11 protein-coding genes are annotated in these 13,737 nt (G+C 48.0%); 7 read left to right on the top strand and 4 right to left on the bottom strand.

All coding sequences use genetic code 11. From position 1 onward, the window contains the following. Positions 1-20 precede the first annotated feature (20 nt). Together emrA and emrB are read left to right on the top strand one after the other, a co-directional pair. Positions 21-1,196, top strand: a complete 1,176-nt coding sequence (gene emrA, locus ACL9RG_RS20515; RefSeq protein WP_422794504.1) for a multidrug efflux MFS transporter periplasmic adaptor subunit EmrA — start codon at positions 21-23, stop codon at positions 1,194-1,196. Between the two features lie 14 nt (positions 1,197-1,210). Then, positions 1,211-2,749: a multidrug efflux MFS transporter permease subunit EmrB gene (gene emrB / locus ACL9RG_RS20510; protein ID WP_422794542.1), complete on the top strand. Its 1,539-nt coding sequence runs from the start codon at positions 1,211-1,213 to the stop codon at positions 2,747-2,749. 78 nt (positions 2,750-2,827) lie between these two features. Here emrB and ACL9RG_RS20505 read toward each other — a convergent pair whose 3' ends face one another. After that, positions 2,828-3,841, bottom strand: coding sequence for a zinc-dependent alcohol dehydrogenase family protein (locus tag ACL9RG_RS20505; protein WP_422794503.1), 1,014 nt, complete (start codon positions 3,839-3,841; stop codon positions 2,828-2,830). Positions 3,842-3,951: 110 nt separating this feature from the next. Here ACL9RG_RS20505 and ACL9RG_RS20500 point away from each other — a divergent pair, with 110 nt between their 5' ends. Continuing rightward, positions 3,952-4,863: an AraC family transcriptional regulator gene (locus ACL9RG_RS20500; protein WP_422794502.1), complete on the top strand. Its 912-nt coding sequence runs from the start codon at positions 3,952-3,954 to the stop codon at positions 4,861-4,863. 48 nt (positions 4,864-4,911) lie between these two features. Here the strand turns inward: ACL9RG_RS20500 and ACL9RG_RS20495 are convergent, their stop codons facing one another. Continuing rightward, positions 4,912-6,033 carry a tRNA/rRNA methyltransferase gene (locus ACL9RG_RS20495; protein ID WP_422794501.1) on the bottom strand — a complete coding sequence of 374 codons (1,122 nt, stop codon included), beginning with the start codon at positions 6,031-6,033 and terminating at the stop codon, positions 4,912-4,914. A gap of 234 nt (positions 6,034-6,267) precedes the next feature. On the opposite strand from ACL9RG_RS20495, the gene trxC reads away from it, so the two are divergent. The 4 genes from trxC (at position 6,268) to pssA (ending at position 11,735) form a co-directional block, all read left to right on the top strand. Continuing rightward, positions 6,268-6,687 carry a thioredoxin TrxC gene (gene trxC / locus ACL9RG_RS20490; RefSeq protein ID WP_422794500.1) on the top strand — a complete coding sequence of 140 codons (420 nt, stop codon included), beginning with the start codon at positions 6,268-6,270 and terminating at the stop codon, positions 6,685-6,687. A 145-nt stretch (positions 6,688-6,832) separates the two neighbouring features. After that, positions 6,833-7,537, top strand: a complete 705-nt coding sequence (locus ACL9RG_RS20485) for a tRNA-uridine aminocarboxypropyltransferase (RefSeq protein WP_422794499.1) — start codon at positions 6,833-6,835, stop codon at positions 7,535-7,537. A gap of 31 nt (positions 7,538-7,568) precedes the next feature. Beyond that, a complete protein-coding gene (locus ACL9RG_RS20480; protein WP_422794498.1) occupies positions 7,569-10,217 on the top strand; it encodes a GNAT family N-acetyltransferase in 2,649 nt (882 codons plus the stop codon). Between the two features lie 162 nt (positions 10,218-10,379). Continuing rightward, on the top strand, positions 10,380-11,735 hold the full coding sequence (gene pssA / locus ACL9RG_RS20475) for a CDP-diacylglycerol--serine O-phosphatidyltransferase (protein ID WP_422794497.1): 1,356 nt from the start codon (positions 10,380-10,382) through the stop codon (positions 11,733-11,735). Between the two features lie 65 nt (positions 11,736-11,800). Here the strand turns inward: pssA and ACL9RG_RS20470 are convergent, their stop codons facing one another. Both ACL9RG_RS20470 and ACL9RG_RS20465 read right to left on the bottom strand, forming a co-directional pair. Next, entirely contained in the window at positions 11,801-13,099 is a 1,299-nt protein-coding gene (locus tag ACL9RG_RS20470; protein ID WP_422794496.1) for an MFS family transporter, read from the bottom strand. 292 nt (positions 13,100-13,391) lie between these two features. Beyond that, the coding region (locus ACL9RG_RS20465) for a hypothetical protein (protein WP_422794495.1) at positions 13,392-13,737 on the bottom strand (346 nt) is incomplete at its 5' end.

The following is a 13,737-nucleotide window of genomic DNA, read 5'->3' as shown; positions in this document are numbered from 1 at the left end:
TATAGGGTGGAGAAAGAACCATGAGCGCAAATGAGGCAACTCAAGTTACGCCGCAAGAACCGACCAAAAAAAAGCGCTCTCGTAAAGCCGCGCTTCTGGTGGTAACGGGTATTTTTATTATTATTGCCATTGCTTATCTGATCTATTGGTTCTTGGTGTTGCGCCACTACCAAGATACCGATGATGCTTATGTTGCCGGTAACCAAGTACAAATCATGGCTCAGGTTTCAGGCAGTGTAACTAGCGTTAATTTTGATAATACTGATTTCGTTAAGAAAGGCGATACGCTGGTCGTTATCGATCCTACCGATGCGGAACAAGCGTTTGAAAAAGCAAAAACTGCACTGGCCACCAGCGTACGTCAGATCCATCAAGCAATGATCAATAGCAAACAGTACCAAGCGAATATCGCACTGCGTACTACTCAATTGAATCAAGCGCAGGCTGACTTAAAACGTCGTGTTGTTTTAGGCAAACTTGATGCTATTGGTCGTGAAGATTTGCAACATGCCCATGATGCCGTCGATAGCGCTAAAGCCCAGTTAGACGTTGCACAACAACAGTACAATGCCAACCAAGCCGTGGTGCTAAATACGCCGTTAGATCAACAGCCGCAAGTTTTACAAGCTGCTGCTCAAGTACGTGATGCTTGGTTATCACTGCAACGTACGAAAGTTGTTAGCCCGGTTGATGGTTTTGTTTCGCGCCGTGCAGTGCAGCTCGGACAACGTATCACACCAGCAACGGCGATGATGGCTGTGGTTCCAGCGACCAATGTGTGGGTTGATGCCAACTTTAAAGAGACGCAACTGGCCAAAATGCGTATTGGCCAATCCGCCACAGTGGTGAGTGATATGTACGGTGACGATGTCGTTTATCACGGTAAAGTTGTGGGTCTGGATATGGGTACCGGCGGTGCCTTCTCTCTGTTGCCAGCGCAAAATGCCACCGGTAACTGGATCAAAGTCGTTCAACGTTTACCTGTTCGTATTCAACTAGATGAACAAGAAGTGGCGAAACATCCGCTACGTATCGGCTTATCAACGCTAGTGACGGTTGATACTCAAGATCTGAATGGCAAGGTAATGTCCGATACTGTACGTTCAACGCCATTGTATGAAACCTCAGCATTGACGTTAGATCTGGCACCGGTTAACGCCATTATTACCGATGTGATCAATGCAAACGCCGGTTGAGTCCTTCGGAGGTCATCGTGGCTAGAAAACCGCTAGAAGGCGCACAGTTAGCCTGGATGACAGTAGCCTTAGCAATGGCTACCTTTATGCAGGTGCTAGATTCAACTATCGCCAACGTGGCAATCCCGACGATTGCCGGTAATCTCGGTGCGTCGAACTCACAGGGCACCTGGGTTATTACCTCTTTCGGGGTGGCGAATGCCATCTCGATCCCAATTACCGGTTGGCTTGCCAAACGCATTGGTGAGGTCAAACTGTTTCTGTGGTCAACGGTGCTTTTTGCCCTCGCTTCCTGGGCCTGTGGGATGTCAAACAGCCTTGAAATGCTGATTTTTTTCCGCGTTATTCAAGGCGTCGTCGCAGGTCCATTGATCCCGCTATCACAGAGTTTATTGCTCAATAACTATCCTCCCGCCAAGCGCAGTATTGCGCTGGCGTTGTGGTCAATGACCGTCATTGTCGCACCAATATTTGGGCCAATTCTCGGTGGCTATATTAGTGATAACTATCACTGGGGCTGGATTTTCTTCATCAACGTACCAATAGGCATTGGTGTTGTATTAATTGCCTATAACACCTTGAAAGGAAGAGAAACAGAAACCCAAATCAGGCCAATTGATACCGTAGGATTGGTGTTGTTAGTGCTGGGGATCGGCTGCTTGCAGGTCATGCTGGACCGAGGTAAAGAGCTAGATTGGTTTAACTCGACCGAGATCGTTGTTCTGACAGTAGTGGCAGTGGTGGCGATTATCTTCCTGATTATCTGGGAGCTTACCGATGACCATCCGATTGTCGATTTATCGCTATTTAAATCGCGAAACTTCACCATCGGGACATTGAGTATTAGTCTGGCCTATATGCTCTACTTCGGCTCAATTGTCTTATTGCCGCAGCTATTGCAGGAGGTATTTGGCTATACCGCAACCTGGGCAGGTCTGGCATCAGCACCGGTAGGGATTTTACCTGTGGTGATGGCCCCTATTATCGGCCGTTTTGCCCATCGGCTCGATATGCGCTGGCTAGTCACATTTAGCTTTATTATGTATGCGATCTGTTTCTACTGGCGTGCCTATACGTTCGAACCTGATATGGATTTCGGCGCCTCAGCGTGGCCGCAGTTTATTCAAGGGTTTGCGGTTGGCTGCTTCTTTATGCCATTGATCACTATTACCTTGTCAGGACTTGCGCCCGAGCGGATGGCTGCGGCATCGAGTTTATCTAACTTTACTCGTACGCTGGCAGGCTCGATCGGTACCTCGATCACGACCACCATGTGGACCGATCGTGAATCGATGCATCATGCGCATTTAGTAGAAAACGTCACGCCGTATAATCCGGCCGCACAGCAGACTTATTCTCAGTTAGAAGGTTTGGGGATGAGCCACCAGCAAGCTTCAGGCTGGATAGCGCAACAGATTACCAATCAGGGGTTGATTATTTCAGCCAATGAAATTTTCTGGGGTGCCGCGGGCGTGTTCTTGATATTGCTAATATTGATTTGGTTTGCTCGCCCACCGTTTACTGCCGGTGGTGGAGGCGGAGGCGCACACTGATATCAGTGCGAGCTTCTGTATCATAACGAGTTAAAGGGCGCTTTGGCGCCCTTTGTTCTTTTCTCTATTCTTCGCCTTTTAATGATGGGCAATGACCACTTTTCCCACTTGTTTGCGCTGTTCAAAGTACGCCCAGGCTTCTTTTGCCTGTTCAAAAGGAAAGACACGAGAGATGACCGGTTTGAGTTGATGCAACTCTACTGCCCGATTCATTTGGATAAAATCTTCGCGGCTACCTACGCTAAAACTTCTAATAGTGGCAGCACTTTTAAATAATGTCATAAAATCGACCGGCTCACTGCTTTGTGCCACAAATCCCAACAAGCTAATCTCGCCGCCCGCGGCACAAGAAAGAATGGAGTTTTGCAGAGTTCCTGGCCCGCCAATTTCAACAATACGCTCAACGCCCTTTCCTGCCGTTAACTCTCTAACCCGAACGTGCCAGTCTGGCAGTTCCAGATAGTTGATCACCTCATCTGCCCCCAGCGCTTGTAGCGTCTCGGCTTTCTGGCTTGAAGAGGTCAGCGCAATGACTCGTGCTCCCATCCGTTTAGCAAGCTGTAGAGCAAATACGGCCACCCCGCCGGTTCCCTGCACCAACACGGTTTCTCCTGGACGAATAGGTTTGGGCTTCATCAGGCTATTCCATGCAGTGACCGCCGCACAAGGCAGCGTGGCCGCTTGCTCGTAGCTCAGATAATCAGGTATGGCGACTAAGGCGCTTTCATCCACCACCTTATATTGCGTTAACCACCCGTCGCTGCGGCTACCATAAGCACCACGACTGGCTTCTTCAGTTATGTCTCCGGCTATCCAATAAGGAAAGAAACTTCCAGCCACCCGTGAACCTATATTAAATAATGAAGCCTTTTCACCAAGCTCAATCACCTCACCCGCACCGTCAGAAAGCGGAATAAGCCCTGCGAGTGGCGATAATGTGCCGGTTTGATGCAATATCGCCAGATCACGATAATTCAACGATGTTGCCATGACCTTAACCACGACCTGACCTCGCCCCGCTTTCGGCATAGGTTCTTCTACCTGCTGCAAATGCGCTAAGGAGCCAAATTCCTGTAAACGATAACTTTTCATCTTCCCTTCCCAGAATATTGAATGAAGTAGCAGACTACTGAGGATGACTTGGACTTATAATGACTGAAAAGGTAGTTTTACTGTCTCATCGTCTAAAAATAGGTTAATGCATGGATCCTCTCGACGATATTTTTTCGGGTATGCGAGTCAAAAGCGCGCTTTATTCAAGGCTTAAACCGACCGCGCCTTGGGGGGTTAGCTTTGTGAAAAGCCAGCTGATTCGTTTTGGTTTTGTGATCAACGGCCACTGCTGGCTAGATACCGGTCAAGGCCACCAACCCGTTAAATTAGCGCAAGGTGACTGCTTTATTGCTCGCCCCGGTATTCTTCTTACTCTGCGTGATAATCCCGAGAGCAAATCTGTGCCTTGTGAAGAGGTTTTTGCCAATGTTGAGGGACAGAGTGCGGCTTTTGGCGGTGAGGGTGAAAATGCAGATATTCTTTGCGGCTATTTCAGGTTTGACGCCGCAGGTGCGGTGCCGCTGCTTTCACTTCTGCCCGACATCGTGATAATCCCCGCCGATGCAGAACGCTCGCCATTATTACAAGCCACATTAACAATGCTGGCGATGGAAACAACGCATCCCCATTTTGGTTCGACTATTATGGTAAGTCGCTTAGCTGACATATTGCTGGTGCAAGCAATTCGTACTCATATTGCTTGTGAGCAACTGACGAGCGGTTGGATGGCAGCCTTGACGGATAAAAAATTGGGTCATGTCATACGCCAGATTCATGAAAAAATTGCTGATGCATGGACGCTGGAAAATTTAGCTACGCTGGCTGGGATGTCACGCTCCGCCTTTGCCGCCTATTTCAAGCAGGTGGTTGGCGAGCCGCCGATGGAATATGTTACGCATTGGCGAATGTACCGGGCGCGCTGTCTGCTCGGTCATGCCAATTTGTCTCTCAGCACCATTGCCACTTGCGTTGGCTATGATTCTGATATCACTTTTGGCAGAGCCTACAAACGTTGTATGGGGATTTCACCCGGACAGTATCGCAAAACGCTGAATCACTAAACGTCAAAAGGGCGCTTACGCGCCCTTTTGGATTGCTTCACTGCTTGATTACGCCTTGTTTTGCCGCCACCATTCGGCCAGCAAAATACCCGTCGCAACGGAAACGTTCAGGCTTTCTACTTTACCTGTACCGCCAATTGAGATGTTAACATCACCTTGTTGCCACGCGCTGTCGGACAGGCCATCACTCTCTTCACCCAGCACCAGCACCATTTTGGCAGGCAACTCGGCTTTACCTAAGGCAGTGCCTTTGTGGCTAGAAGTGGTGACGATGGTGTAACCGGCTTTACGGAAGCTAGCTAACACGTCAAGGAAGTTGTCTGCATTGATGGCCTTAACATGCTCAGCACCACCTTCGGCGGTACGTACTGCAGCACCGGACTCCAGCTGTGCCGGATCTTGTACCAGTAAACCGTTGATACCAAAGTGTGCGCAGCTGCGCATGATGCCACCGAGGTTATGCGGGTTACCAACATTCTCTAAGGCCAATACGCAGTCCGTCGCTGGTGCAGTTTGCAGATAAGTTTCTGCATCCAGACCTTGGCGCTTTTTGATTAAGAAGCAAACACCGCCGTGGTGTTCAGTCCCCGATGCTTTCGCCAGTTCGTCATCTTCAACAACATGATAAGCCTTGCGATTAGCAGCCATCCAACGCAACGCTTCACGAAAACGTGGCGTGACCGACTGAACAAACCAGGCGCGAACAATTGAGTCTGGACGGCTGGCAAACAATGCCTGACAAGCGTTTTCGCCGTAAACACGGGTTTCTTCCTGACGCTGACGACGCAACTGTTCAGGATCGATGAAACTTTTACCACTAATGCCACCGTGATCGGGTGCTGATTCATCGCTAGGTGCGCGGGAAACGGTTTTCCACGGTGAACCTGCCCAAGGTGAAGCATCACTACCTTGTTCATCACGAGCTGGACGACGAGGACGTGAATCGCCTCGTCCAGCATCACCGCGACGCGAATCTGGACCACGAGAATCACTGCTGCGACGCTCATTGCGGCGTGCATCGTCAGGACGGGAACCCTGGCGAGGTTTATCGCCCGGACGTCCTTTATTACCAGAAGGACGTTTATCGTTATTGCGGTTATCGCCGTCGTCGTCACTGCGGACGTACATCACTTTGACTTTGCCGTTTTTGCCACTGAATGAATCGTTCATTTTTCTCTCCACCTACGCGCAGGGCGCGAAGATTACCTGATGTCTGGGGGCTAAGCTACTCGCTTTATCGCCAACGCTTAAAACTATATGGGCAAAGCTTAAAACTATCGCATTCATTGAGTAAACCACATTGCTGGAGTAGAGACTCCATCCCATACTTGTTGCATATTAGTCACCACTCAGCCGCGCTCAAAACCGGCGTTGGTTCATTACTTTTAGTATAAGGGCTCTTATATGAATACCGTATGTTCATCTTGCCAAGCGACCAATCGCCTGCCAGAAGATCGTATTAATGACGGTGCCAAATGTGGTCGCTGTAGTCACCCACTCTTTGATGGCGACGTGATTCATGCCACCGCCGCTACGCTCGACAAATATCTGCAAGATGATTTGCCAGTAGTGATCGATTTCTGGGCACCGTGGTGTGGTCCTTGTGTAAACTTTGCGCCTATATTCGAAGATGTTGCTAACGAACGAGCGGGCAAGATACGCTTTATCAAGGTAAATACCGAGGCTGAACCTGAGCTGGGTGCGCGCTTTCGTATCCGCAGCATTCCTACGATTATGGTGTTCAATCAAGGTAAATTGGTCGATACCATGAGCGGTGCAATGCCAAAAGCACCGTTCAATAGCTGGCTTAACGAGTCATTGTAACGCATAACGCATCATTAAGCCTCTCCTCTCTAGCGGCCTGTTTATCTCTTAATGGGCCGATTTATTTCTAGCCAGATGAGATGCTAGCTATGCCTGACGCCCACTGCGCATTAGAATACCCCCCATTTACTTCAGCGGAATTCTTATGCCATCCAACGCCGTCCTTCGCTTGCGCCAGCAGCGTCTTGCCCAGTCTACGCGCCCTTTTCTGGCACGCGGCTCTCGTGCTATTCGTTGCCAGTTATGTCTTTTACCTACCAGAAACTGTCTATGTGGGCACATTACCTCGCAATCTGCCACCAGCCGTTTTTGTTTGGTGATGTTTGATACCGAACCGCTGAAACCGAGCAATACCGGTAGATTGATCGCCGATATATTGCCTGATACGCAGGCTTTTATGTGGTCACGCACTGAAGTGGATCCGGCGCTCCTTGCAGCGATTGCCGATCCTTCACGCCAAGCCTATGTGGTTTTCCCCGCATCATTCGTGACACCACCACGCCAAGTATTTACCGAACTACCAGCCAATAGTAAGCCGCCGCTGTTTATCATGCTGGATGGAACCTGGAATGAAGCACGCAAAATGTTTCGTAAAAGCCCTTATCTTGACCAGCTACCAGTATTCTCACTGGACGTTAGTGCAAAATCAGACTATATCCTGCGTGAGTCTCCGCGCGCCGATCAACACTGTACGGTAGAAGTTGCGGCGGCATTACTGGAAAAAACAGGCGATATACAGGCATCTCATAATATGACTGAACTTTTTACGCTGTTCCGAACCAGATATTTAGCTGGAAAACCTCATCATCCGGTGCATCAGCTCACAGCAAATGTTGAAGGAAGTCTTTAAGATCAGTTGATAATTGTCGACAGGAGGTACAATGAGCCAAAGTGGATTAGAAGCCCTATTACGACCAAAATCGATAGCGGTACTTGGCGCTTCTGATAAGCCCGGGCGGGCGGGTAATCTGATGATGCGTAATTTACTGGCGGGCACTTTTAATGGCCCGATTCTTCCGGTGACGCCCACCTATACGGCAGTCTGTGGCGTGCTAGCCTATCCAGATGTCGCCAGCTTACCCATCAGACCAGACTTGGCGATCATTTGTACTCACGCCGATAGAAACCTGGATTTATTGATCCAACTAGGTGAGAAAGGCTGTAAGACGGTCATTGTTCTTTCCTCGTATCCTCAGCAATTTTCTGAACTGAAAGCCTGCGCACAACGTTATGCCATGCGACTATTGGGGCCAAATAGCCTCGGGTTGTTTGCTCCCTGGCAAGGGCTAAACGCCAGTTTTTCCCCTGTACCGATCATTCCTGGGAAGCTGGCTTTTATTTCGCAATCGGCTGCTGTCGCCAATACTATTTTGGATTGGGCGCAGCAACGGGCAGTAGGATTCTCCTATTTCATTTCCTTAGGCGATAGCGTCGATATCGGCGTTGATGACTTGCTCGACTTTCTGACCAAAGATAGTAAAACCAGCGCGATTTTACTTTATCTGGAACATATAAGTGACGCGCGACGCTTCTTGTCAGCTTCACGTAGTGCATCGCGTAATAAGCCAATCTTGGTGATTAAAAGCGGGCGAACCGGGCAGGCACAGCGTTTACTCAATAGTCCACCTAGCCTGGATGCAGCTTATGATGCGGCGATTCAACGCGCGGGCCTGCTGCGAGTTCAGGACACACATGAGCTGTTCTCAGCAGTAGAAACCTTAAGCCATATGCGGCCGCTTAGAGGTGAGCACTTACTAATTGTCAGCAACGGTGCCGCACCAGCAGCGTTGGCATTAGACCAGTTGTTACTACGCAACGGTAAACTGGCCAAATTGACAGAAAATAGCTGTGAGCAGTTGCGAGCTATGCTGCCGGAGAATATATCGGTCTCCAATCCTATTGATTTACGCGATGATGCAACGCCACAACGATATAAGTCAGTGCTTACAAACCTTCTAGACTCGAAGGAATATGACGCAATACTGCTTATTCACTCACCTAGCGCTGCGGCTGAAAGCTCAAATACCGCCAAATTGTTGATAGAAACCATCGCTAATCATCCGCGTGGTAAACGTGTTCCGTTGCTCACTAACTGGAATGGCGAGCACTCTTCAATTGAGGCGCGCAAACTCTTTACCGAGGCAGGTCTTCCCACCTATCGCACGCCGGAAGGTGCAGTAACTGCCTTTATGCATATGGTGGAATACCGCCGTAACCAGCAGCAATTGAAAGAAACACCGACACTACCACAAGATTTAAAGAAAAATACCGGCCGAGCACATAGCTTGATTGCGCAAGCGTTGGCAGAAGGTACAACAGAGTTAGATACACACGAAGTTCGCAGCATCTTGCAAGATTACGGTTTATCTATATTGCCAGCCTGGATAGCCAGTGACAGTGCCGAAGCGGTGCATATTGCCGCCCAAGTAGGTTACCCGGTAGCGCTTAAGTTACGCTCTCCTGATATCGATCATAAATCGGACGTGCAAGGCGTTATGCTTTATCTGCGTACCGCTAGTGAAGTCGAACAAGCTGCCGAAGCTATTTTCGATCGCGCTGCATTAGCCTTCCCACAGGCACGAATTCATGGTTTGTTAGTACAAACTATGGCTAACAGGCCTGGTGCTCAAGAGTTACGTATAGTCGTCGAGCATGATGCTGTATTTGGCCCGCTGATCATGTTTGGCGAAGGTGGGATTGAGTGGCAGCCTGAAACACATGCCACCGTTGCTCTGCCTCCGCTGAATATGGCACTGGCGCGTTATTTAGTCTTACAAGCGTTAAAAAGCGGCAAAGTTCGCGAACGTTACGCACTACGGCCATTAGATATCGCCGCTATCAGCCGCCTATTGGTACAGGTTTCTAACCTGATTATTGATTGCCCAGAGATCACCCGGCTAGATATCCATCCACTGTTGGTATCCGGCAGTGAGTTAACGCTGCTTGATGTCTCTATCAAATTAGCCAATGTCAGCGATTCTCCATCACGTTTGGCTATTCGCCCTTATCCTCAGCAATACGAAGAGCAAATTACGCTAAAAGATGGGTCTAGCTGTCTTTTCCGCCCTATTTTGCCGGAGGATGAACCGCTGCTGAAAGAGTTCATTCGTCAGGTAACCTCGGAAGATCTCTATTATCGTTATTTCAGTGAGATCAATGAGTTTACTCATGACGACTTAGCGAATATGACGCAAATTGACTACGATAGAGAGATGGCATTCGTTGCGGTACGCGGACAAATTTATGACCTTGAGATCATCGGCGTAACGCGGGCGGTCTCGGACCCAGATAATATTGACGCTGAGTTTTCTGTGCTGGTTCGTTCCGACCTCAAAGGTAAAGGCTTAGGACGTCGGCTATTGGAAAAAATGATCGATTACACGACCGATCATGGGCTTCAGCGGCTAAGCGGCATTACCATGCCTCATAATAGTGGGATGATTGCTTTGGCTCATAAACTAGGCTTTGAGGTGGATGTCCAGTATCAAGATGGGATAGTCAACCTGTCTCTGATGCTCAACCAACCTTAATATAGCGAGCATTATCAGGCTGTCGGGATAATGCTCCAGCGAGATAAAGGCAAAATTTACGCACATTGGGTCGAGTAATGGTATTATTGCCCACTTGTGCGGTAAATATCCTTGTCTGTGCCGCTATTTGTTATTCCATAAAGAGAGAAGAAGCGCACTGTGATGTTGTCAAAATTTAAACGGAATAAACATCAACAACACCTTGCTCAACTGCCAAAACTCCCCCAGTCGGTTGAAGCTGTACAGACATTATACAGCTCCACAGATTTTCGTACGACGCTACTAGAGGCCATTGCCCAAGCGACACAACGGATATATCTGGTCGCACTCTATTTAGAGAACGATGATGCCGGGCGAGACGTTTTGTCAGCGCTATACGAGGCTAAACGCCAACGCCCAGAGCTGGAAATCTGTGTCTTGGTTGACTGGCATCGTGCTCAACGTGGCCGTATCGGTGATGCAGCTGCCAGCACCAATGCTGATTGGTACTGCCGCATGGCACAACAACATCCTGATATTCTGGTGCCAGTCTACGGCGTACCAGTAAATACACGTGAAGCGTTGGGCGTCCTGCATCTTAAAGGCTACATTGTCGATCAAACGGTGATTTATAGCGGAGCCAGTATCAACGATGTGTATCTGCATCGTCATCAAAAATACCGCTATGACCGCTACCATTTACTGACTAACCCTGCGTTGTCAGACTCGATGGTCGATTATATTAAAAAATCGCTGTTAAGCGCAGCTGCCGTACAGCGCCTTGACCGCGAAGATCGTCCTAAAAGCCCTGAAATTAAAAACGAAACCCGCCAGTTCAGACAGGCTTTACGTAGTTGTAGCTATCAGTTTTTGCCACAGGCATCCAATGACGAATTAGCGGTCACACCGATTGTGGGCCTCGGTAAACAAAACTCGCTTAATCAGACTATTTTTCATCTGATGGCCAGTGCCGAAGAAAAACTGACCCTGTGCACACCTTACTTTAATATGCCCGCCTTGCTGGCTCGCAATATCGTTGGGTTGTTACGCCGAGGAAAAAAGGTAGAAATTATTGTCGGGGATAAAACGGCTAATGATTTTTATATTCCTCAGGATCAGCCATTCAGAATTATTGGAGCACTGCCCTATCTTTATGAAATCAACTTACGCCGTTTCCTTGGGCGTCTGCAGCGTTACCTTGATACTGGGCAGCTTATCGTGCGTCTTTGGAAAGACGGCGACAACAGCTATCATTTGAAAGGCATGTGGGTTGATGAACATTGGCAGCTGATTACTGGTAATAACCTGAATCCTCGAGCCTGGCGACTCGATCTAGAAAACGCTATTTTGATCCACGACCCACATAAAGAGTTAATGGTACAGCGCTCTAAAGAACTCGATAATATTCGTGAACATACGCATATCGTATCGCACTATATGGAACTGGAAAGCATCCCTAATTATCCGGTTAAAGTGCGTAAGCTGATACGCCGCTTACGTCGCATTCGTATCGATCGGCTAATCAGTAGAATTTTATAATTCCGTATTTTTAAGCCCGGTTTACACACCGGGCTTTTTACTTTAAGACTTTTGATTGTTCGGGTTTATAGCTGAATTTCTTTGCCTTTTGTATGCAATCTTAGTGAAACGATGAAGGCTAACAAGCACATCGCTGAAACGTACCAGAAGAAAGCTGACTCCATATCCCACGATTTAAAGGTGAGTGCTACATATTCAGCTGAGCCGCCGAATAGCGCATTCGCCACCGCATAGGAAAGCCCAACCCCCAACGCTCTGACTTCAGGGGGGAACATCTCCGCTTTTAATAACCCGCTTATTGAACTATAGAAAGTGACAATTGATAGTGCAACAACGATTAAGACGAATGCTAAATACGGGCTGCTGACATCCTGAAGCGTATAGAGAATAGGCATCGTCAGTAATGTGCCTAGTCCACCAAATATTAACATCGAATTGCGGCGACCAATTTTGTCAGATAAACCTCCAATGATCGGCTGCAATAACATATAAACAAACAGTGCAACGGTCATTAACCCACTGGCGGTTTTGGCATCCATCCCCGCACTATTGACGAGATACTTTTGCATATACGTCGTGAAGGTATAGAAACTCAGCGAACCACCGGCAGTAAAGCCAACTACCATTAAGAAAGCTTTCTTATGCTTCCACAGGGCAGAAATTTTACCGGCATCTTTATGATTACGACTCTTCTCGTCGGAAGTTTCATCCAGAGAACGACGCAAAATCAAAGCAACAATGGCTAATGCAGCCCCTATTGCAAAAGGAATGCGCCAGGCCCACTCTTTTAATTCTTCAGTAGAAAAGATTTGCTGCAATATGACCAAGACGAGTAGAGCCCCTAATTGCCCACCGATTAACGTGACATATTGGAAGGAAGCAAAGAATCCACGACGATTTTTCACGGCGACCTCACTCATATAGGTCGCACTGGTACCATATTCCCCACCGACAGATAATCCCTGGAATAATCGCGCAAGCAATAACAATGCGGGAGCCCAACTGCCAATACTGGCGTAAGTTGGCACGCAAGCTATCGCTAAAGATCCGGCGCACATCATACATACAGCAATTAACATGGATTTCTTTCGCCCATGCTTATCCGCGATATAGCCAAATAACCACCCACCTATTGGGCGCATAAAGAAACCTGCGGCAAATACGCCAGCAGTCTGTAGCAATTGGGTTGTCGTGTTTCCACTCGGGAAAAAAGCGGCAGAAAAGTAGATGGAACAGAATGAGTAAACATAGAAATCAAACCATTCAACAAAATTTCCCGATGACGCGCCTACGATTGCAAATATGCGTTTCTTCTTATCCTGCTCAGCAGTAAGCCCCTCAGAAAACTGCTCTGACTGTTCCATAGTTCTGTTCCCCAGTATTATTGTTATGTAAATTCACTAAATGGAATATTTAGCAATATTCTGTAAACATTAAGTTAAATCATGAGAACTCGGGTGGAAAATATTAACTTGTCTATCGCCGGGGAAATTCGCTGTTTTGTGATTAGTATCTGAAAAATAAGTAATGAAAAGGTAAAAGCAGCAGGAAGAATATAATAGTGTTAACTATTTAGGCAGGGACTGGGAATATAGGAAATAGCCTATTTCAAATAAGCCAAATATATAAATAAGACAATTTTTATGCCTTATTTTACTAAATAAAGCGTGATCGATAGGTAAAACCATAAAGATCGGCATGTTTTATATCCAGGTTTTCATCTTTTCCCCAATAGAAAAAGCCCTTCACTTGCATGAAGGGCTTCGTCTTTATTTGATGCCTGGCAGTTGTCTGGCCCACGTCCCTGTGGGCCACCCTCCGGGCAGCGCGTTGCGCTGGGCAAAAATGCTCCCGGCATTTTTGTCCTACTCTCTGTCGAGTAGCGAACCTGCCGTTTGAATGCAATAGAAAAAGCCCTTCACTTACGTGAAGGGCTTCGTCTTTGTTTGATGCCTGGCAGTTCCCTACTCTCACATGGGGAGACCCCACACTACCATCGGCG

Source organism: Rouxiella sp. Mn2063 (genome assembly GCF_049319665.1).
Classification (GTDB): domain Bacteria; phylum Pseudomonadota; class Gammaproteobacteria; order Enterobacterales; family Enterobacteriaceae; genus JBMOUD01.
This window is presented reverse-complemented; position numbering and strand designations above follow the sequence as displayed.

Coding starts and splice junctions, on each gene's coding strand:
- ACL9RG_RS20480 (WP_422794498.1), top strand. CDS start 7,569: ATGAGCCAAAGTGGATTAGAAGCCCTATTACGACCAAAATCGATAGCG.
- emrA (WP_422794504.1), top strand. CDS start 21: ATGAGCGCAAATGAGGCAACTCAAGTTACGCCGCAAGAACCGACCAAA.
- ACL9RG_RS20470 (WP_422794496.1), bottom strand. CDS start 13,099: ATGGAACAGTCAGAGCAGTTTTCTGAGGGGCTTACTGCTGAGCAGGAT.
- ACL9RG_RS20505 (WP_422794503.1), bottom strand. CDS start 3,841: ATGAAAAGTTATCGTTTACAGGAATTTGGCTCCTTAGCGCATTTGCAG.
- ACL9RG_RS20485 (WP_422794499.1), top strand. CDS start 6,833: ATGCCATCCAACGCCGTCCTTCGCTTGCGCCAGCAGCGTCTTGCCCAG.
- ACL9RG_RS20500 (WP_422794502.1), top strand. CDS start 3,952: ATGGATCCTCTCGACGATATTTTTTCGGGTATGCGAGTCAAAAGCGCG.
- ACL9RG_RS20495 (WP_422794501.1), bottom strand. CDS start 6,033: ATGAACGATTCATTCAGTGGCAAAAACGGCAAAGTCAAAGTGATGTAC.
- pssA (WP_422794497.1), top strand. CDS start 10,380: ATGTTGTCAAAATTTAAACGGAATAAACATCAACAACACCTTGCTCAA.
- trxC (WP_422794500.1), top strand. CDS start 6,268: ATGAATACCGTATGTTCATCTTGCCAAGCGACCAATCGCCTGCCAGAA.